The organism is Marinobacter piscis, assembly GCF_007671655.1.
GTDB lineage: Bacteria > Pseudomonadota > Gammaproteobacteria > Pseudomonadales > Oleiphilaceae > Marinobacter > Marinobacter piscensis.
Map to the genome: position 1 here is coordinate 890,319 of NZ_VCGX01000001.1, position 18,557 is coordinate 908,875.

General features: G+C 55.9%; 21 protein-coding genes. 11 read left to right on the top strand and 10 right to left on the bottom strand.

Annotated features, from left to right (window positions below; all coding sequences use genetic code 11):
- Positions 1-9 precede the first annotated feature (9 nt).
- The 11 genes from FFI95_RS04085 (at position 10) to FFI95_RS04135 (ending at position 10,961) form a co-directional block, all read left to right on the top strand.
- Positions 10-969, top strand: coding sequence for a FecCD family ABC transporter permease (locus tag FFI95_RS04085; RefSeq protein ID WP_144821103.1), 960 nt, complete (start codon positions 10-12; stop codon positions 967-969).
- Entirely contained in the window at positions 969-1,736 is a 768-nt protein-coding gene (locus FFI95_RS04090; protein ID WP_144821104.1) for an ABC transporter ATP-binding protein, read from the top strand. Before FFI95_RS04085 ends, FFI95_RS04090 begins: the two co-directional genes overlap by 1 nt.
- Before the next feature lie 27 nt (positions 1,737-1,763).
- Positions 1,764-3,089 carry a cobyrinic acid a,c-diamide synthase CobB gene (locus FFI95_RS04095; protein WP_144821105.1) on the top strand — a complete coding sequence of 442 codons (1,326 nt, stop codon included), beginning with the start codon at positions 1,764-1,766 and terminating at the stop codon, positions 3,087-3,089.
- A complete protein-coding gene (gene cobO, locus FFI95_RS04100; protein WP_144821106.1) occupies positions 3,086-3,697 on the top strand; it encodes a cob(I)yrinic acid a,c-diamide adenosyltransferase in 612 nt (203 codons plus the stop codon). The genes FFI95_RS04095 and cobO overlap by 4 nt, the downstream gene beginning before the upstream one ends.
- 3 nt (positions 3,698-3,700) lie before the next feature.
- Complete coding sequence (locus tag FFI95_RS04105; protein ID WP_144821107.1) at positions 3,701-5,170, top strand: cobyric acid synthase; 1,470 nt, start codon at positions 3,701-3,703, stop codon at positions 5,168-5,170.
- 27 nt (positions 5,171-5,197) lie between these two features.
- Positions 5,198-5,896 carry a 5,6-dimethylbenzimidazole synthase gene (gene bluB, locus FFI95_RS04110; RefSeq protein ID WP_144821108.1) on the top strand — a complete coding sequence of 233 codons (699 nt, stop codon included), beginning with the start codon at positions 5,198-5,200 and terminating at the stop codon, positions 5,894-5,896.
- A 263-nt stretch (positions 5,897-6,159) separates the two neighbouring features.
- On the top strand, positions 6,160-6,918 hold the full coding sequence (locus FFI95_RS04115) for an ETEC_3214 domain-containing protein (protein ID WP_144821109.1): 759 nt from the start codon (positions 6,160-6,162) through the stop codon (positions 6,916-6,918).
- A gap of 25 nt (positions 6,919-6,943) precedes the next feature.
- Positions 6,944-7,531: a hypothetical protein gene (locus FFI95_RS04120; RefSeq protein WP_144821110.1), complete on the top strand. Its 588-nt coding sequence runs from the start codon at positions 6,944-6,946 to the stop codon at positions 7,529-7,531.
- A 3-nt stretch (positions 7,532-7,534) separates the two neighbouring features.
- Complete coding sequence (locus FFI95_RS04125; protein ID WP_144821111.1) at positions 7,535-8,929, top strand: transglycosylase SLT domain-containing protein; 1,395 nt, start codon at positions 7,535-7,537, stop codon at positions 8,927-8,929.
- Positions 8,922-9,932 (top strand): LPP20 family lipoprotein, encoded by a 1,011-nt coding sequence (locus tag FFI95_RS04130; protein WP_186311956.1) that lies wholly within the window; start codon positions 8,922-8,924, stop codon positions 9,930-9,932. Before FFI95_RS04125 ends, FFI95_RS04130 begins: the two co-directional genes overlap by 8 nt.
- Before the next feature lie 45 nt (positions 9,933-9,977).
- Positions 9,978-10,961 (top strand): hypothetical protein, encoded by a 984-nt coding sequence (locus tag FFI95_RS04135; RefSeq protein WP_144821113.1) that lies wholly within the window; start codon positions 9,978-9,980, stop codon positions 10,959-10,961.
- A gap of 43 nt (positions 10,962-11,004) precedes the next feature.
- Here FFI95_RS04135 and FFI95_RS04140 read toward each other — a convergent pair whose 3' ends face one another.
- From FFI95_RS04140 to arcC, 10 genes are read right to left on the bottom strand one after another with little or no spacing between them, the layout of a single operon-like run.
- Positions 11,005-11,895 (bottom strand): F0F1 ATP synthase subunit gamma, encoded by an 891-nt coding sequence (locus FFI95_RS04140; RefSeq protein ID WP_144821114.1) that lies wholly within the window; start codon positions 11,893-11,895, stop codon positions 11,005-11,007.
- Entirely contained in the window at positions 11,879-13,432 is a 1,554-nt protein-coding gene (locus FFI95_RS04145) for a F0F1 ATP synthase subunit alpha (RefSeq protein ID WP_144821115.1), read from the bottom strand. Before FFI95_RS04145 ends, FFI95_RS04140 begins: the two co-directional genes overlap by 17 nt.
- Before the next feature lie 47 nt (positions 13,433-13,479).
- A complete protein-coding gene (locus FFI95_RS04150; RefSeq protein WP_144821116.1) occupies positions 13,480-14,235 on the bottom strand; it encodes a F0F1 ATP synthase subunit B family protein in 756 nt (251 codons plus the stop codon).
- 8 nt (positions 14,236-14,243) lie between these two features.
- Entirely contained in the window at positions 14,244-14,522 is a 279-nt protein-coding gene (locus FFI95_RS04155; protein WP_144821117.1) for a F0F1 ATP synthase subunit C, read from the bottom strand.
- On the bottom strand, positions 14,519-15,217 hold the full coding sequence (locus FFI95_RS04160; protein ID WP_144821118.1) for a F0F1 ATP synthase subunit A: 699 nt from the start codon (positions 15,215-15,217) through the stop codon (positions 14,519-14,521). Before FFI95_RS04160 ends, FFI95_RS04155 begins: the two co-directional genes overlap by 4 nt.
- Positions 15,217-15,531, bottom strand: coding sequence for an N-ATPase subunit AtpR (locus FFI95_RS04165; RefSeq protein ID WP_246069376.1), 315 nt, complete (start codon positions 15,529-15,531; stop codon positions 15,217-15,219). The genes FFI95_RS04160 and FFI95_RS04165 overlap by 1 nt, the downstream gene beginning before the upstream one ends.
- The gene (locus FFI95_RS04170) at positions 15,528-15,830 is read right to left on the bottom strand and encodes an AtpZ/AtpI family protein (RefSeq protein WP_144821119.1); all 303 of its coding nucleotides are present in this window, start codon (positions 15,828-15,830) and stop codon (positions 15,528-15,530) included. Before FFI95_RS04170 ends, FFI95_RS04165 begins: the two co-directional genes overlap by 4 nt.
- Positions 15,827-16,237, bottom strand: a complete 411-nt coding sequence (locus FFI95_RS04175; RefSeq protein ID WP_144821120.1) for an ATPase — start codon at positions 16,235-16,237, stop codon at positions 15,827-15,829. Before FFI95_RS04175 ends, FFI95_RS04170 begins: the two co-directional genes overlap by 4 nt.
- Positions 16,234-17,595 (bottom strand): F0F1 ATP synthase subunit beta, encoded by a 1,362-nt coding sequence (gene atpD / locus FFI95_RS04180; protein ID WP_246069417.1) that lies wholly within the window; start codon positions 17,593-17,595, stop codon positions 16,234-16,236. Before atpD ends, FFI95_RS04175 begins: the two co-directional genes overlap by 4 nt.
- 34 nt (positions 17,596-17,629) lie before the next feature.
- Complete coding sequence (gene arcC / locus FFI95_RS04185) at positions 17,630-18,553, bottom strand: carbamate kinase (protein WP_144821122.1); 924 nt, start codon at positions 18,551-18,553, stop codon at positions 17,630-17,632.
- Between the last annotated feature and the right edge of the window lie 4 nt (positions 18,554-18,557).

Consider the following 18,557-nt stretch of genomic DNA (forward strand, 5'->3'; position numbering starts at 1 on the left):
CAATAATCAATGATTCGCTCTTTGCTCGGATTGGGAATAGCAGCTCTTGCTGCCATATTGCTGGCATTGGCTATGGGAAGCGTGACCATTCCGCCCCTTGGTCTTTTGGAGGCGGTACAAGGCGACGGCACTTCTTTGCATCGGACACTGCTTTGGGATCTGCGTATGCCGCGCACGCTGTCTGCATTCGCGACAGGAGGGCTTTTGGCCGTAGCGGGTGCTCTTATGCAGATCCTGCTGCGTAATCCATTGGCTGATCCGTACGTACTGGGCTTATCTGGGGGTGCTGCTGTAGGCGCACTTCTGGCCATGCTGACCGGGTTGGGAACCCTGCTGGTTTCAGGTTCTGCTTTTGCGGGCGCAATGTTGGCTACTGTTCTGGTATTCGGACTTGCGCACGGCACGGGCAGTTGGACTCCATCGCGCCTTTTGCTGACAGGGGTGGTAGTCGCGGCTGGCTGGGGCGCTGTCATTACGCTTATGCTGGCCATTACGCCATCGCACAAGCTCCCGGGTATGCTTTACTGGCTTATGGGTGACGTTTCCTATGCCCGAACACCCTGGCCGCCACTAATTATTCTGGGGCTTTCGGTTCTTTTTATTCTACCTCTTGCCCGTAACCTGAATGTGCTGGCGCGCGGACCCATGCAGGCTGCAGCTCTTGGGGTGTCTGTGCGACCGCTGGAGTGGACGATCTACGTTCTGGCCAGCCTGTTAACAGCGACCGCAGTGACCACCGCCGGCAGCGTTGGTTTCGTTGGCCTGATTGTGCCTCACATGCTTCGGCTGGTGCTGGGTAATGATCAGCGCATCATTCTTCCCGCCTGCGCTTTGGCAGGCGGTACGCTGCTGGTGCTGGCGGATACACTGGCTCGAACCGTGATTGCGCCTGAGCAATTGCCGGTTGGCGTGATTACGGCTTTGTTGGGTGTGCCCACATTTCTCTTTTTGTTACACCGGAGCCGTTGATGAGCAGGCTGCGTACCCGGGATTTGGTGATCAATGTGCCAGGAAGGCCGGATGGCTACCCACTGAATATAGAAATAGAGCCTGGCCAGACCTGGGGGGTTCTCGGCCCGAACGGTGCGGGTAAAACTACATTGCTCCACACACTTGCAGGGCTGCTCCGTCCCCGTAACGGCCAGGTGCTGTTAAACGAACAGCCTTTAAAACTCATGAAGCGCCGCGAGATAGCTCAGCATCTTGGCCTGGTCTTTCAGGAGCGTCAGGACAGTTTTCCGGCAACCGTCCTGGAAACTGCACTGATCGGCAGGCATCCATGGTTATCGCCGTGGGAGAGCGAGCAAAGTGAGGATCAGGCTCGTGCCCGGAGTGCTCTTGCCATGCTGGATGTTGATCATCTGTCGGACCGCCTGTTGAACACGCTTTCTGGCGGGGAACGGCAACGTGTTGCTATCGCTACGTTAATGACCCAGGACCCAAGTGTATGGCTGCTGGATGAGCCTACCAACCACCTCGACCTGCATCATCAAGTCAGTGTTATGAACTTGCTTCGGGATCAAGCGACTGCAGGGAAAGCTGTTTTTATGTGCCTGCACGACCTGAATCTGGCGGCCCGTTGGTGTAGTCATGTGTTGCTTCTTTATACCAATGGCGACGCATGCTGGGGGGCGGTTGACGCCATGCTGGAGCCAACGGCTCTGGAGCAATTATACAACCAGAGGCTGATTACAGTGGAAGCAGATGGCGCCCCTGTTTTTATACCGGTGCGCTAATAATTTCGTTGTTTAAATGGCTAAGTTATGAATAGATCTGTCCCCGCAGTAATGATTACCGCTCCCGCCTCCGGGCAGGGGAAATCCATGGTAACGGCAGCACTGGCACGCTTGCACCGCAATGCCGGGCGTGAGGTTCGGGTGTTCAAACATGGCCCGGACTATCTGGACCCGATGGTGCTGGAGGTTGCCTCAGGGAACCCTGTTTACCAACTCCACCCCTGGATGACCGGCGAAGATGAGTGTCGGTGGCGATTGGCAGAGGCCGCGAAAACGGCAGACCTTGTTCTGATCGAAGGCGCTATGGGGTTGTTCGACGGCGATCCATCAAGCGCCGACTTGGCCAAGCTGATGGGTATTCCGGCGTTGCCGGTGATTGACGCCGGAGGCATGGCGCAAACCTTTGGTGCTGTCGCCTTGGGACTGGCTAACTTTGATCCTGGGCTCGCTGTATATCAAGTTGTTGCGAACAAAATTGGTAGCCCGCGCCACGGCGACATGCTGCGCGACGGGTTGCCTGAAGGTATCAGCCTGCTGGGTGCCATCCCCCGTGATGAGGCAATGAGCATTCCTGATAGGCACCTTGGGCTGGTTCAGCCGGCAGAGTTGGAGAATCTTGACCGGCAGTTGGATAAAGCCGCCGAAGTTCTCAAAGCTGCTGGCCTTGAAGAGCTACCAAAAGCGGTGACTGTCAGGACAACCGAGCCGGCCAGGCCGGAAGCGTTGCTGGCCGGAGTGCGCATTGCAATTGCCCGGGATGCTGCCTTCAGTTTTATTTACCGTGCAAACATGGAGTTGCTTCGTGCTATGGGGGCGGAGCTGCACTATTTCTCGCCCCTCGAAGATGCAGAGATACCATCAGCCGACGCCCTGTGGATTCCGGGTGGCTACCCTGATCTTCATGGCGGCATCCTCGCAGGGAATGAGTCCATGAGGACAGCTATCAAGGCGTTTTACAACTCCGGCAAGCCAATACTTGCGGAATGTGGTGGCTTAATCGCTTGCATGGAGGAGTTCACGGATAAAGACGGCATAACCCACCCGCTATTCGGGATCGTGCCGGGGCAGGCAACTATTGCCAGGCGCCTTCAGGGCATCGGCATGCACAGCCTTGCGACAACACAGGGTGAACTGCGAGGCCATACATTCCATCGGTTTACCCTTGGCACACACTGGGAGGCCGTGGCCCACACCAAAAAACAGGCAGGCACCGGTAGTGAGCTTGTGTTTGGTGACAAAGGCTTGGTCGCCAGCCTGTTTTACAGCTATTTTCCATCAGCACCGAGCGTTGTTGCCGCTATTTTCAAAGGCCAGCCGCTGACATTCCATAATGACGACGAGGGTACATCATGAAGGAACGCGCAAAAGACCCTGAACGCCATGCCAAGCGCATGGCTGCCAAACAGAAAATCATGCAGGAACGCATCGCCAATGCCCAGAAAGAGCAGGGCGTATTATTGGTGCTGACCGGCCCGGGCAAAGGCAAAAGCAGCTCTGGCTTTGGCATGGTGGCGCGCTCCCTGGGTCATGGCATGAAAGTAGGCATTGTGCAGTTTATCAAAGGTGCATTCAGCACCGGCGAAGAAGCCTTCTTCCGGGATCTGCCCAATGTGGATTACCACGTGATGGGGGAAGGGTACACCTGGGAGACCCAGAACCGGGAGCAGGATGTGGAATCCGCCAATGCGGCCTGGGACATTGTTGCAGGCATGCTGCAAGACGACAGCTACGATTTGATTTTATTGGATGAACTCAATATCGCATTGAAGTACGACTACATAGATCTGGATCGTGTTCTGGACGACCTGCAGGCCCGGCCGGAAATGCAGCACGTGGTTGTCACTGGCAGAAGCGCCCCAAAAGAGCTGGTTGATATCGCAGACACAGTGACTGAAATGGGCGTAGTAAAACACGCCTTTGCGGATCAGGGTATCAAGGCTCAGAAGGGTGTTGAGCTTTAAGCCATGACCACGCTGATGATTCAGGGCACCACCTCCGACGCCGGGAAAACCACGGTTGTCGCTGCCCTGTGTCGCTGGCTGGCGCGCCAGGGTGTATCCGTCGCGCCGTTCAAGCCCCAGAACATGGCATTGAACAGCGCCATTACCGTGGATGGCGGTGAAATTGGTCGCTCCACGGCACTGCAAGCGCTGGCCTGTGGTGTTGAACCCCACAGCGACATGAATCCGGTATTGCTGAAGCCTCAAAGCGACTGTGGCGCTCAGGTTATTCTGCGCGGCCAGGTGCACGGCAATATGGAGGCGCTGGATTATCATGCCTATAAAGCCGAGGCCATGAGCGCAGTAATGGAAGCCTGGCGCTCACTCAGCGAGCGTTATGATGTAATCATTGCGGAGGGCGCCGGCAGCCCGGCGGAGGTGAATCTGCGGGCTAATGATATCGCCAACATGGGCTTTGCTGAAGCGGCAGATTGCCCGGTGCTGTTGGTTGGGGATATCGACCGGGGCGGCGTGTTTGCCCAGCTTGTAGGCACTCTGGAGCTGATCTCCCACAGCGAACAAACGCGCACAGCAGGGTTTATTATCAATCGTTTCCGTGGCGATATCAGTTTGCTGGAACCGGGTCTGGACTGGCTAACTGAGCGTACTGGCAAACCGGTGATGGGCGTATTGCCTTATCTGCATGGCCTGGTTGTGGATTCCGAGGACAGTATAGGTACGTCTGGCACTAGTGAGGCCGGCGCCCTCAACGTGATTGTTCCCGTTTTACCCCGCATCAGCAATCACAATGACTTTGATCCTTTGCGCCTGCACCCGGGCGTAAACCTTCGGTTTGTTGGCCCGGATCAGCCCATTCCGGCGGCAGATCTTATTATTCTGCCCGGTAGCAAAAGCACCCGTACCGACATAGTCTGGCTACATTCTCAGGGGTGGGCGCAGGCCATTCGTAAACACCTGCGTTACGGCGGTAAAGTGTTTGGTCTATGCGGTGGTTTCCAGATGCTGGGCGAGCAGGTGGATGATCCTGACGGACTGGAAGGCGATGCCGGTTCTGCAGGCGGTCTGGGTTTGTTGGAAATGACCACCACCATGGTGGCTGGTAAACAGCTGAGGAACGTCAAAGGCACTCTCGCCTTTCAGACAGACAGGGCGGGCGGCGATGGTGCAGTTTTCAGCGGTTATGAAATGCACAACGGCGTGAGCCAGGGCGAAGCCTTCGCAAGGCCTCTCGGGCAGATAGACGGCAAGCCCGAAGGTGCGATAAGTGCCGACAGGCAGATTGCAGGCACCTATGTACACGGAATTTTCGACGAACCTGCGGCATGCGACGCTCTTCTTGAATGGGCCGGGCTCGATCACGCAGGCACAGCAGTGGACTACCAACAGCATCGTCTTGAACAGCTCGAGCGGCTGGCAGATCAGGTTGAGCAGTGCCTGGACACAGACTGGCTGCGTGAGCTGCTAGAGTATTAACAGCCAACTCAGGAGGCATCAAACATCATGCATAATTCGGGACATGACTTCAGTGACGACGAGCGTGCAGGTCTCTATCGGGCTATATACGAGCGCCGCGATGTGCGCTCGCAATTCCTGCCAGATCCTATTCCACGTCCCGTGCTGGCGCGCCTTCTGAATGCAGCCCACCATGCGCCTTCAGTAGGCTTTATGCAGCCCTGGGATTTCATACTGATCGACAGCCCCGAGATCCGTGAGCAGGTGTTGGCCAGTTTTAATGAAGAGAACGCCAAAGCGGCGAAGAATTATACGGGTGAGCGTCAACAGACCTATCGTAGTTTGAAACTGCAGGGCATTACCGAAAGTCCGATGAATCTGTGTATCACCTGTAACCGCAGCCGCGGTGGTGACCATGTACTGGGCCGTAATTCGGTTGTGGAAATGGACCTGTTCAGTACCTGCCTGGCGGTGCAGAATTTGTGGCTGGCAGCGCGGGCCGAGGGTATTGGCGTGGGTTGGGTGAGTATCATTGACCAGTCCAGACTGGCGAGCATCCTCAACTTGCCGGAGAACGTCTATCCGCTGGCTTACCTGTGCCTCGGTTACGTCAGTGAGTTTCTCGACAAGCCTGAGCTGGAGACCAAAGGCTGGCGCTCACGGCTGCCACTGGAGGATCTGGTGCACAGTAATCGTTGGGGCGCCAATCCGGACGACGAGGCTTTGCTGGAGCAGTTAAGGCGCTGAATCTGCAGTTTTTTCGTATTTTCCCCACCCCACATTTATCTCACTCCATCTTCCTGGCTCACGGCCAGCCCTCTGTTGCATCGTTAGCGGTTGAAGAATTGACGAAGATTTACAATCTTGGGGTTGTTAACACAAGTTAATGTTGCGACTATCCGCTCCGAAATTGCGATTGCTTTTAGTCATCGACCGCGTTTATTAACTTGGCCGGGGCAAGGCGTCCAACCCTGATAATACCGCAAATAAAACATTGTGAGCCTTAAATTGTGACTGACGCCAGCGTTCAGAATGCCCGTGAGAAAAGCTTCACTTTTCGTCAAAAGACTGTGAGCTGGGTCGCTGCAATTACCTTGCCTGTCATTGCTCTGGGTAATTTTTCTGAAGCGGTCATGATTGTTGAAAGCGCGATTGACCGGGCAATATCAACCTTCACGAACATTCCGGAATATAAAGATCTGGGCTACCTCAGGTCTGGTATTAACCTGGATTTTGCCCGCGAAATATTCGGGATGCCGCAGGTTAGCCGGAACCTGGAACAAGGGTTAAGCGCTGAGTATTTTTTTGATGAAAAGTATCTTCTGACGTTGCTTGTCAGGTCAGGTGAAGTCATGGGGTATACCGTGATCAGCCTTCAGGAGGGCTTTGCTCCGCCGGTTTTTGGAAAGTGGGGCGGCAATCTTGGCGAATTTACCTTTTCGGAACTCAAGGGCATACCCGGTGACTTTGTTGCGGACTGGACTAAAAACAGTGCGTCTTACCTTGAGTCCGTCAATCTCGGAGGCGGATCGCTGAACCAGAAAGCCTTTGCCGGCTGGGTTAACTATGGCGATGGCAGCAGCGTGCATGGGTTGGCAAAACTTTACCAGAGCGTTTTGCAGGATGGCGATTCCGAAACCATACGCAAGACCTTGCGTGGCTCGACCAAACCCAATTTTTACGGCTGGGGAGACCTCCCCCTGAGCGACCTGACGGCCTCCATCCTGAGCCCGATAGACTTGGGACATTATCTTTCTGCCTATCAGTAATAAAACGACAATCAAGGAGCGAAGAATGATCCATTCAAAGATTAAATTAATCACTGCCGTACTGGCTGCAGGTCTGGTGGCTGGTTGTGCCAGTAACCAGTCTCCCGAACAGCCAAGTTCTGACAGTGGCCTGCCAGCCTGGGTGATGACTCCGTCCAGCCTGGCCGGAGAAGGCGCCCTCGCCGCCACCGAATGTGTACCTGATAACGCCAACATGAGCATTCTCAAGGCCAAATCGGTTGCCCTGGCGCGCGCGGGGCTGGCTCAGCAGATCCGGGTGAACGTTCAGGCGATGGACAAGACCTATCAGACACTCACCGAGAATGGTGATGAGGCGGGATCGGGCTCCACATTTGAGAGCGTCTCGAAGCAGGTAACAGAGCAAATGCTCAATGGTGCGATTCCTGAGCGTGTTGATTATCTGAAAGGCCCGGGCGACAAGATGTTGTTCTGCAGCATGGTGGTGTTGGCTCCGGAAAAAAATCGCAAGATTTTCGAGCAAATAATCGACAAATCCAACCGTCAGCTGAATCCCAATAACGAAGCCCTGCTGTATCAGGAATATCGTGCAAAGCGTGCGGCTGAAGAGTTAGACGAAGCCCTGGAAGGATAAGAAATGAGTCGTCTTCGTAGAGCGATAACGGTACTGGTCATCGGTTCCCCGCTTGCACTGGGCAGTTACCACCTGGCTGCAAAAACCGAGTATAAATCCAGTGACTCGGGTTTTGCAGCTTACAAAAAAGAGGTGCAGCAGGGCTACGTGTCCTACCGGGATGAGGTGCAGAAAGAGGCGCGTGAGTTCGCAGCGCTTCATGAACAGGTGTCGGCGGGTTATGAAAACCGGATCGCTGATGTCTGGGCCAGCCCCGAGCAGTCGTCTCAAACCCGCTGGGTGCTTTACGAAGACGAGTATAAACGCAAACGCGTTGTGGATTTTGAGAAGGGCGTTATCCAGTGGTCTACGCCTGAACACTATGTGGATTCTGGCTTTGATCTGTCTGGCGCCAAAGCGATGCTTGCGGAATTAATGTCGCTCACCCGCCGGCAAGCCTTTGAGCAGGACGAAGTGGCCAGTGAAATTGAATCCAGGAGTCGGGCCCGGTTCGATCACCTGGAAACGGCGGAGTTGGATAATAAACCTGTTTTGCCTGCCTTCCTGTTTGGCGAAAGCACGGTGACCCAGTCGCGGGTTGATGGGGTAATGCAAGCCATGCTTGCCTCGGCTGAGAAGAGCAAAGTTAGCCAGAAGGGACAAACGATTGTTGTCTGGACTTTCCCGATGGCTATTGATGAGGGCGCAGTCGAGCCGCCAGTGGTTGCAGTGCCTGAGCCTGAGCCTACGGCAAAACCGAAGGCTAAGCCGGCGCCCATGCCCGAACCCAAGGTGGCCCCGGCACCTGTGGTAGGCACGGGGGAAGTATGGAAGACAAAATCTATCGAAGCTGACCGGTTTGACCGTCTTCCTGCCCGGGCTCGCCCATTCGTTTCATCCATTAATCGTGAAAACGTAAAGTTCGATCTTTCAGCAGAGCTGTTGCTGGCCATCATGGAGACTGAATCGGCGTTTAACCCGATGGCAAAGTCACCGATTCCCGCCTTTGGCCTTATGCAAATAGTACCGGCCAGCGCAGGACAAGATGCGACTGAAAAGCTGTTTGGCAAGCCGCGGTTGCTGGCACCCTCTTATCTATACAACCCTGAAAACAATATCCAGGTTGGCGCAGCCTACTTCAATATTCTTTACTACCGGTATTTCCGTGGGATTGAGAACCCGCTTTCCCGTCTGTACTGCTCCATTGCAGCCTATAACACCGGGCCAGGCAACGTATCCAAGGCACTGACCGGTAATTCCATGGCTCTGCGCCCGGCTACGCGCATAGCCAACACCATGTCTCCCTCAGAAGTTCACTCCCACTTGATGAGCAACTTACCTTATGAGGAAACCGTTAACTATCTGCGCAAAGTGACCAGTCGTTTAGCCAAGTATGAGGAGGCGTTATCAAGTGAGTAATGTTCATCTTGAGAAGCCGGCTCTGCTAATAATTTTTTTACTGAGTTTTGTGTTAAGTGGCTGTGCAACAAGCAACAGTGCATCGGGGGTGCTGCCTGAGTGGGTACTCAGCCCTCCTGAGGATACGGAGTCAACAATTTACGGTGTGGGTGAAGGCGTCGCCCTGCGCGGGGCTCGGGATGATGCTCTGGCAGTGATCGCGGGAAAGCTTGAAACCCGCGTAACGTCTGATGTTCAAACCGAAACCGTGCTGGCGGACGGCCAGGAGACATCCAAAACGCGAAACCGCGTCCGCACCACCACAGACTCACTGAAATTATCAGAATTTCGGACAGTCAGCAGCGCCCAGGCTGGTAATCGGTTATTCGTGCTTTTGTCTGTGAACCGTCAAACCCTGGTTGACTCACTCCTTAAGGATATTGACCAGTTGGGACGGGACATTGAAGCCCGCCTGGCGGATGCCGAAAGCAGCACCCGCGTGAAATACCTGTATCGCCTTACTCTTGCCCGAAGCCAGATTACAGAGGCTATCGATAAGATCTTATTGGTGCAGTCGGCGGGCCAGAGCGACAGCCTGAGGCAGAGGGCTTTAGCTCGTTACCAATCATTACTGGAAGAGGGAGAGCGAATGCAGCAATCCCTGAACCTGGCGGTAACCTGGGACCCTTACACCTCAGGCGTGGGTGAAAAGCTTTTAACAATGCTGCTGGAGCTGGGTTTGCGCGCGGAAGCTGGCCGCCCCGGCGGGCATTACGATGGCGTGATTGCAGTGACGGGCGCGCCTTCGGAACGTGAGATGTTCAACGAGTATCATGTTCAGCTGAAAACCATGATTTCGCTTCAGGACAGTAAAGGTAATGAGATCTCGTCTGCGCGTTACAACGCGGCTGCCAGCTCGCTGACCAGCTTTGACCTGGCATTAAAGACGACAAACCGGTTGGTTGCTGAGGACATTCGTGAGCGCGGTATTTGGCGTGCTTTGAATATGCACGAAGAGCCCTGATTACGGGGCGATGATTTAAACACAGGAAAACTGGGAGAGAGTTTCATGCTAAGAAAAACATTAACGCTGGGTGTTGTTGCTGCTGGTTTGTTGGCTGCAGGTTGCGCATCAACGCCAAAGGTAACACAGGAACATCTGACAAATATGATGGAGTTGCCGGTTTCCGAGTCGAACCCGGCTCCGCGCGGCGCTGATGTTAGTAAAGTTGTTATTTTTGATATCGATACATCGAAATCGGTCACGGCGGACAAGGCCCAGGCTGGGGAGCCAATTCGCTATGCTATCGATGGCTATCTTAACGATGCAGGTGCAGAAATGGTTGACCGTGCACTGGCGGCTCAGCTGAAAGACGAAGTAGAGCGTGCGGAAATGGGTGGAGCTGGCGCTTACAAAGGTGCTCCGATCGCTGATTATGCTATTAAAACCACAGTGGCACAGGCAAGCTTCGGTTCAAGTTTCAGTGAGGCCAGTAGTTGGGTAGACGACGATGGCAAGCGGCATACCACACCTCCGAAGTGCAGCTATGCCAGCAAGGTTGATATCAGCATCGATGTTTACACGGTTCCGGAGCTAACCCGTGTCAAATCATTTCGCAGTCAGGGAAGTGCGAGCAGCTCTGAAGAAACCCGCAACTCCAACTGTCCGGCGAACGGCGGTAACCTGGTCCGGGCAGCTGCCAAAGACTCCGTTTATGAAGTTCAGGAAGAGTTGAAAGCATTCTTCTCGCCGACCGGTTATGTCCTTGAAGGCTATGAAACCTCTGAAGGCAAGTTTGTATTGAAAACCTCTTTAACAGCCGATCTGGGCGCAAAGGCAGGTGGTAATGTTAACCTGGTTAATGTGACCAAAGATGGCGACCGCTATCCGATTGGCAAAGGCAGAATCGGTGACCCGGTTGTTCGCAGTGGCGCTTTTGTTGTTGTAGACGATGAAGTGATTTCAAGAGTTCGCATCGGCGATGAAGTGCGTATTGATCATAGCTGTTCATTTATGGGCTGTAATATGGATGCTGTCCTTGGGCTGAATTGAGAATTCAATAAGTCATCCTATAAAAGTTATTATTGCCGCAGCCTCAGGGCTGCGGTTTTCGCCGCTTCTTCAACGCCTCAAACCCAATAATCACATCCATCAGTTCGTTGGTGATTTCATCCTGCCGTACCGATCTCAGTTCGCCTTCCACCCCCTCAATACGCTCATCTACTGACTGCTCAGCCTGTTGCATCAGCGCCAGTCGAGCGGAGTTTTCGGTCACCATGGCTTCTGCGGAGGCGCGGAACACACTGGCGAAGATATGGCTGCGGATCAGGGACGACAGCAGGGCATCCGCCTCCATGGTGTAATCCGGAAGTGAGCGTGAACTCCAGTTCTTCGCTGGTTGAAGCAGGGAAGATGACAGCGGGAGAAGTCCCTGTATCGTTGGCTCCCGGGCGCCGTGGTCACCGCGCCTGGTAAAGGCGAGGGTAACGGCCAGGTGATGCAGCGGCTGGCCCCGGCTAAAGCGGTCGATGCGGGTAACAATATCGCCAGCGAGGCGACCTATGCCATCAGCTGAGGCAGGTGGCAGCAGAACTGCTTCTGGCATCAGCCCCTGATCATCCAGGGCATCGTTCATTTGTGCGCCGATGCAGAGCAGACGGTGTTTGCCTTTACCCTGGCTTTGGCAGTGCTGCTGCACCACTTCGGCGAGCACTTCATTATAGTTGCCGCAGAGGCCATGGTCGGAGCCGAATACAATCACCAGGTGCTCAAGCGCCTCTTCCTGGTGCAGGCTGATACCACCGGTTCGATAAGCGAAGGCTGCAAAGCCCCGCAGTATGGCCTGATGATAGGCTTCGATTGAGCGGGCTGCGTGTTCATAAGGCGTTGCGTTTATCGCCGACAGGGTTTTCATAGTGTGAACGATGCCACGAATACTGGTCAGGGTATCGCTCTGCCGGGTGAGTGCTTCAAGCGTCTGGGCCATGGCTGTCCTCGTCAGAGCCTGGCACCTGCCCCCTGTTGTTTGCAGATACTGCGGTGCGGGCAGTTGTAATAATCTGTGCGCGATCTTCCTGGCTCAGCGCCTTGTTTTCACTGATGCGTTCATCGATAAACTGGAAATGCTTGCGGGCAGCAGCACGAATGCGGTCCATTGCATCGCCCAGTTGTTCTTCAGACAAGGCGTCGAAAAGCCCTTCCATTGCGGCAATCAAAACTGCCAGTTGTTCGGCGGCAGGCATGGGATCACGCTCGGCCTGACGTAACGCGGTGCGAACCGCAGCACCACGGGTGAGGCGGGCGCGGGTGGTGTCGTCCAACCGTGTGCCGAAGCGTGCAAAGTCTTCCAGCTCTTCAAACTGCGACAGGGTAACCCGCAAGTTACCGGCGACTTCCCGCAGGGTGCGGCTCTGCGCTTTACCGCCCACGCGGGAAACGGACAAACCCAGATCCACGGCCGGAAACTGATTTCGGCGCACCAGCCGTGGCGACAGGTAGATTTGCCCATCGGTGATGGAGATCAGGTTGGTAGGAATGTAAGCCGACAGGTTTTCCGCCTGGGTTTCCACCACCGGCAAGGCGGTGATCGAGCCGCCCCCGGTTTCCCGGGTAAACTGGCCGGCCCGCTCGAGAAGGCGGGCATGAACGTAAAAGATATCCCCGGGGAAGGCTTCTCGCCCCGGTGGCCGGCGCAAAAGTAATGACAGCTCCCGGTAAGAGCGGGCGTGGTGGGTAAGGTCATCAAAAATCACCAACACATCCCGGCCCTGATCGGAAAAATACTCTGCCATGGCCATGGCGGCATAAGGTGCAATGTAAGCCAGCCCCGGTGTTTCTTCGTCTCCCGCCGACATCACGATACAGCGGTCCAGCATGTTGTCTTTTTTCAGGGCAGCGATGACTCGTGAGACCGCATCACCACGCTGGCCAATGGCGCAATAGATACAGGTCACGTCTGATCGTGCCTGATTAAGCATGGTGTCTATGGCGATAGAGGTTTTGCCGGTTTGCCGATCACCTATGATCAACTCACGCTGGCCGAGGCCTACGGGTACGGCGGCGTCTATGGCTTTGATGCCGGTCGCCAGGGGGCGGAATATGGCTGAGCGGCTGAGAACGCCTGGAGCTTCTGCTTCAATGGGGGTTTCAGCCACCGCGGCGATGTCCCCAAGGCCGTCTCTCGGGCGGCCCATGGCATCCACTACCCGCCCGAGCAAGGCCGGGCCAACGGGCACGCTCACCACCTTGCGGGTGCGGCGTACATCTTCCCCCAGAGAAATGCGCTCCGAGGGACCGAGCAGAATCACACCGAGCCTGCCAGGTTCCAGATCCAGCACTATGCCGCGCACACCGCTCTCGAACAACAGCAGTTCATCCGCCAGGGCGCGGGCGAGGCCGGTGACCACTGCCACACCGTCGCCGACTTCGGTTACCTTGCCCACTTCGGTTATTACCGGCGTTGGTGCAGGTGTTGCCAGCAGGGATTCCCGCCATGCCTCGAACTGCTCGGCTGAATGCAACATAGTGTTTTATTTATCCTTTCACACAATCGGATTTATATACCGCCGGGCTATATTCGCCCGGAGGTACCGGTCGCCATGCGCTCACTTAATAAAGCGTCAAATTCGTCAGTATAACTGTCCACTGTCCAGGCCACCTGGGCGCCGCCGATCCGCAAAACCAGGCCTGGCGCCTGCTGTGGATCAGTTTCAAAGTCCAGGCTGATGGCGGGGAGCAGATCTTTAATATCGGCTCGCATCAGTGCTTGTGCCGGCTCGGGCAAAGGGTCGCGAGTGGTTGCAACAGCCTTTTTACTGTCGCCCGCCGCGTCTGTGAGCTCACTGGCAATGGGCCGTAGGCGTGCGCTGACGTGGCGAGCAATGGCTTCTTCCAGGGGCTCGTCCGCGAGATCCCGCAGGGCTTTGCGGGTGAGCTCCAGCAGGGTTTCTTCGCCTGCCCGCTGCAGTCGGGTGGTGAACTTCTGGTGCTCACGCTCAAGGTGTTTGTGCCAGTCTTGCTGTTCCTGCTCCAGTCTTGCCCGGGCCTCGGCCAGAATGTTGTCGCGCTGGTCTTGCGATTCCTTTAACGCCTGTTTGACCATGGCATCCTGGTCAGACAACAGTTGTTTTTTCTGTTGGCGGAATTCCGCTTCGGCGGCCTGGGCTTTTTTCTCGGCTTCCCCGGCCTCGGCCATGCGGCGGGTGATTTCTGCCTCACGGGCATCAATGCCCTCAAGAATCGGGCGGTAGAGAAAACGCTTCAACAGCCACACCAGAACCAGAAAGTTGGCAATCTGCGCAATAACAGTAACCCAGTCAATGGACATGATTGGTTCTAGCCTCCTGCGGCAACCTGCATGGTATCCCAGAACGGGTTGGCGAAAATAAGAATCATCGCCACCACAAAGCAGTAAATGGCGGTGGATTCGATCATCGCCAGACTCACAAACAGGGTTCGTGACAGGGTTGGTGCCGCGTCGGGTTGCTGTGCAATCGCGGCAATCGCAGCTGCGGCAGCCCGCCCTTCGCCTAATGCCGGGCCGATAGCACCAATAGCAATGGTCAAGCCGGCGGTAAATATGGAAATGGCCGCAATAATGGCAAGATCGGTCATGGTTTATCCTCTTTCTTGAGCACTGGGTGGTCTGGTTCTGCGGTGGCAGATGAAATATAAACAGTGGCGAGAATGGCAAATATGTAGGCCTGGATCATGCCGGTCAGTAAGCCGAGCATGTCCATGATGACCGGGAAGAAAAACGGTGCGACCGTCAGCAGAATGGCCGCTATGACGGCCCCACTCATTACGTTGCCATAAAGGCGAATAGCCAGCGAAATACCCCGGGAGAACTCGCCGATAATATTGAACGGCAACATGATGATCGAGGGCTCGATAAAGGTTTTCAGGTAATGCCCGACGCCGCCGCTGGCTATGCCGAAAATCGGTACCGCCACCAGCACAGATAACGCCAGTGCTGCCGTAGTGGATAGTGACGATGTGGGCGGCGAAAACCCGGGGATTACCAGCATCAGGTTCGACAAAGCTATGAACAGGAACAGGGTACCGGCAAAGTACATGACATGGCGCGCCGAGTTGCGGGTAACTTCCTCAATCTGGCCCTGAATCAGTTTTACGATTACCTCCAGCGTGGTGCGCCAGCGGTTGGGCGGCACGTCCGGGCGCAGGTTGCGGGTAATCAGCATGGAAATACCCACCAGAAGTGCCATTACAATCCAGGTGTTGACGATGGTGGCGTTGACCTCCCAGCCTGCCAGTGTGAACACAACAATGTCATCGGGGGTCAGCTGCATTATGTGCCCTCCTGCGTGGCCGTGGTGGGTGTTTTGCCGATTCTTGCCCAGAGCACGGCAATAAGCCGTGCCAGGAAAAACGCCAGAGCGTAGCCAGCTATGGCCCAGTTACTGCTCGCGTAAGCGGTTACCAGAGCGCCAATGCCAAGCAGTATTGCCATCCGGCAAAAAGAGCTGGCCATCAACCAGAGACCGGGGCGACCAGAACGCAAAGCGCGCCCCATGCCCCAGGCCAGCCCCAGAAAAAATAACGCGCTGACGGGTAAGCCAAACGAAAACCCCAGCAGTACCGCATGCCAGTCGACTGTTATCACCGCTTATCCTCCTTGTGATCCGGGCCTTCTCGTTCGATCCAGCTCCAGGCAATGATGCCTCCTACAACGACCCCGCCCAGAATCAACGCAATGGGCCAGGAAAAGTTCTGAGGTGCCACCTTGTTCAACCATAATCCCAGGAAGGCACCACCCACAGTGGGCACAGCGATCGACCAGCCGATGATGCCGAATGCGCCCAGCCCACGCAGGGGACTGACGCCTGGCTCATTGCGCGCGCGCTTCATACGCTCGGCACTGCGCCGGATGTTTTCTGCAGAGCGATCATTATTCGTGCTCATACCGTGGGTTTCCTTAAGTCGCCAAAACGCCGCACTATGCCCGCTTCCAGGCGGGACAGGGCTGAGCGAGCCACCCGTTCTTCTTCGTCCACTTCGATAAACGCGGCTTGTATGGTTTCGTTCAGGGTTTCCAGGTCTTTGCCCTGAACACCGCGGCGTATGGCGATATCGACCTGGTGGCCGGTTTTCATCAGCATGCCTTCGTCGACGCCAAAAAATGTTTCAGTGCCGTCGGTTGAGGTGAGAATCAAAACCGAGGGTACCAACGCGGTAACGAAATCCGTGTGGTTCGGAAGCATGCCGAAAGCGCCGTTTTGCGCGGTGGCAAACAACCGCTGCACGCTGCCTTCGAACAGTGTACGAGTGGGCAGTCGCAGCGTTACCTGCATGGATTCGGCGAGGCTCATGGTTTTTTCTCCAGATCCTGCAAGGAACCAATCATGTAGTAGTCGGTTTCGTTATCGTGAAATTCCATCTGGTTCAGGATGGTTTCGCAACCGTCCAGCGTATCCTTGATGGACACGCGCCTGCCGCTGTCGCCGGTCAGGGCATCGACGGTGAAAAACGGCTGAGTGAGGAAGCGTTCAAGCCGCCGTGCCCGCGCCACTGTAGCCCGGTCTGCGGCTGAGAGCTCTTCCATGCCCAGCATGGCAATAATATCGCGCAGATCTTCGTATTCGGCCAGGGTGCGCCTTACCGCCCGGGCAATGTCGTAATGGCGCTGCCCGACAATTGCGGGGGTCAGCATTACGGAGGCAGAGCCCAGCGGGTCTACTGCCGGATAGAGACCCTCACTGGCGCGCTTGCGCGAGAGCACCACCGAGGCGGAAAGGTGTGAAAAAATATGGGCTGCGGCGGGGTCAGTAAAATCATCGGCTGGCACGTAAACCGCCTGAATAGAGGTGATGGCGCCGTTGCGCGTGGAGGTAATGCGCTCCTGCAGTGTCGCCAGCTCCGTGGCCAGCGTCGGCTGATAGCCAACCCGGGAGGGCATGCGCCCCATCAATCCGGAGACCTCTGAACCCGCCTGCACGAAGCGGAAAATATTGTCGATGAGCAGCAATACATCCTGTTTTTGCTCATCGCGGAAATATTCGGCCATGGTGAGTGCGGTCTTTCCCACCAGAAACCGCACTCCCGGGGCTTCGTTCATCTGTCCGAACAGCATCACTGTCTTGTCCCGCACACCGGCGTCGCCCATCTCGCGGTAGAGCTCTTCAGCTTCCCGCGAGCGCTCACCAATGCCGCAGAACAGGCTCACGCCCTGGTAGTGCTGAACTGTATTGTTGATCAGTTCTGTAATCAGCACGGTTTTACCCACGCCAGCACCACCGAATAGCCCGGTTTTGCCGCCGCGCTCAATAGGTGAGAGCAGATCGATGGCCTTGATGCCGGTTTCCAGAATGTCGCTGTGTATAACGCGGTCTTCCAGAGCCGGAGGTGGTTGGTGGATAGAGCGCCGCACTTTAGCGGCAGGGGCTGGTTTGTCATCAATAGGTTCGCCAAACACATTGAGCATCCGCCCCAGCACAGTATCGCCCACCGGCACCTGAATGGGCGCGCTGGTGGCTTGCACTGGCATTCCCAGCCCCAGCCCACGCACCGGCGCCAGCGCCATACAGCGCACGGCGCCATTATCCAGAAGAGAGGTTACCTCCAGTGCCAGGTTACCCGCGTAAACCAGATCCTGAATACGGGGCGAGGTGGCCGGAAACTGTACGTCCACAACGCCGCCGCGAATGCCTACAACCTGCCCAATATCAATGACCTGATTTGACATGAATAACGGGCCCGAGTGATTAAGAGTTATGAGTAGCGCCTTTGCTGATGAGTGTGCCTGCGCGCCCATCCAGAATATCGAGTGCATCTTCCAGCCGGCCAATGCCACTGACACCTCCGGTGTCGGCGAAATCGCAGGCTGCCGCCACCTTTGGTCCCATGGAGCCGGCAGGAACATCCAGCTTCCGTCCTTGTTCGGGGGTTACTTTTCGAACAGGTGCGGCAGCAGGTGTACCAAAGTCACGATATACCGCGTCCACATCGGTTAACAGCAGTAGTGCATCAGCCCGCAGCTCTTGTGCCAGTAAGGCACTGGCCGCATCCTTGTCGATCACGGCTTCTACACCGGTCATACTGCCGTCGTTACGGCGTAGCACCGGAATACCGCCACCTCCGGTACAGATGACAACTACCCCCTGATCCAGCAGCAGCTTCAGCACCCGCATATCGGGTATTTCTTTGGGTGCAGGCGAGGGAACGACTCTGCGCCATTTATCGCCGTCAGCCGCAATGTGCCATCCGGCTGCCGCTGCCCGGGATTCGGCTTCTGCCTTATCGTAGACCGGGCCGATAAACTTGGTGGGGTTTTTGAAGGCAGGATCCTCCCGGTCAACCACCACCTGGGTGAGCAGTGTTGCCACAGGGCGGCTATGGTTGAGGGCGTTTTCCATCTCCTGTTCGATCATGTACCCGATCATGCCGCCGGTTTCCGCACCCAGCACATCCAGCGGGTAGGCTTCCTCAGGCTTGTATGCCGCGCCTTGCAATGCCAGCAACCCCACCTGGGGGCCGTTGCCGTGAGTAATCACCAGCTCATGTCCGGCCTCTACCAGTTTAGCCAGTGATTTCGCAGCGATTTTCACATTGGTGCGCTGGGTTTTGGCGGTTAACGGCTCGCCGCGTTTTAAAAGGGCGTTACCGCCCAGAGCTGCAACAATCAGCATCCTG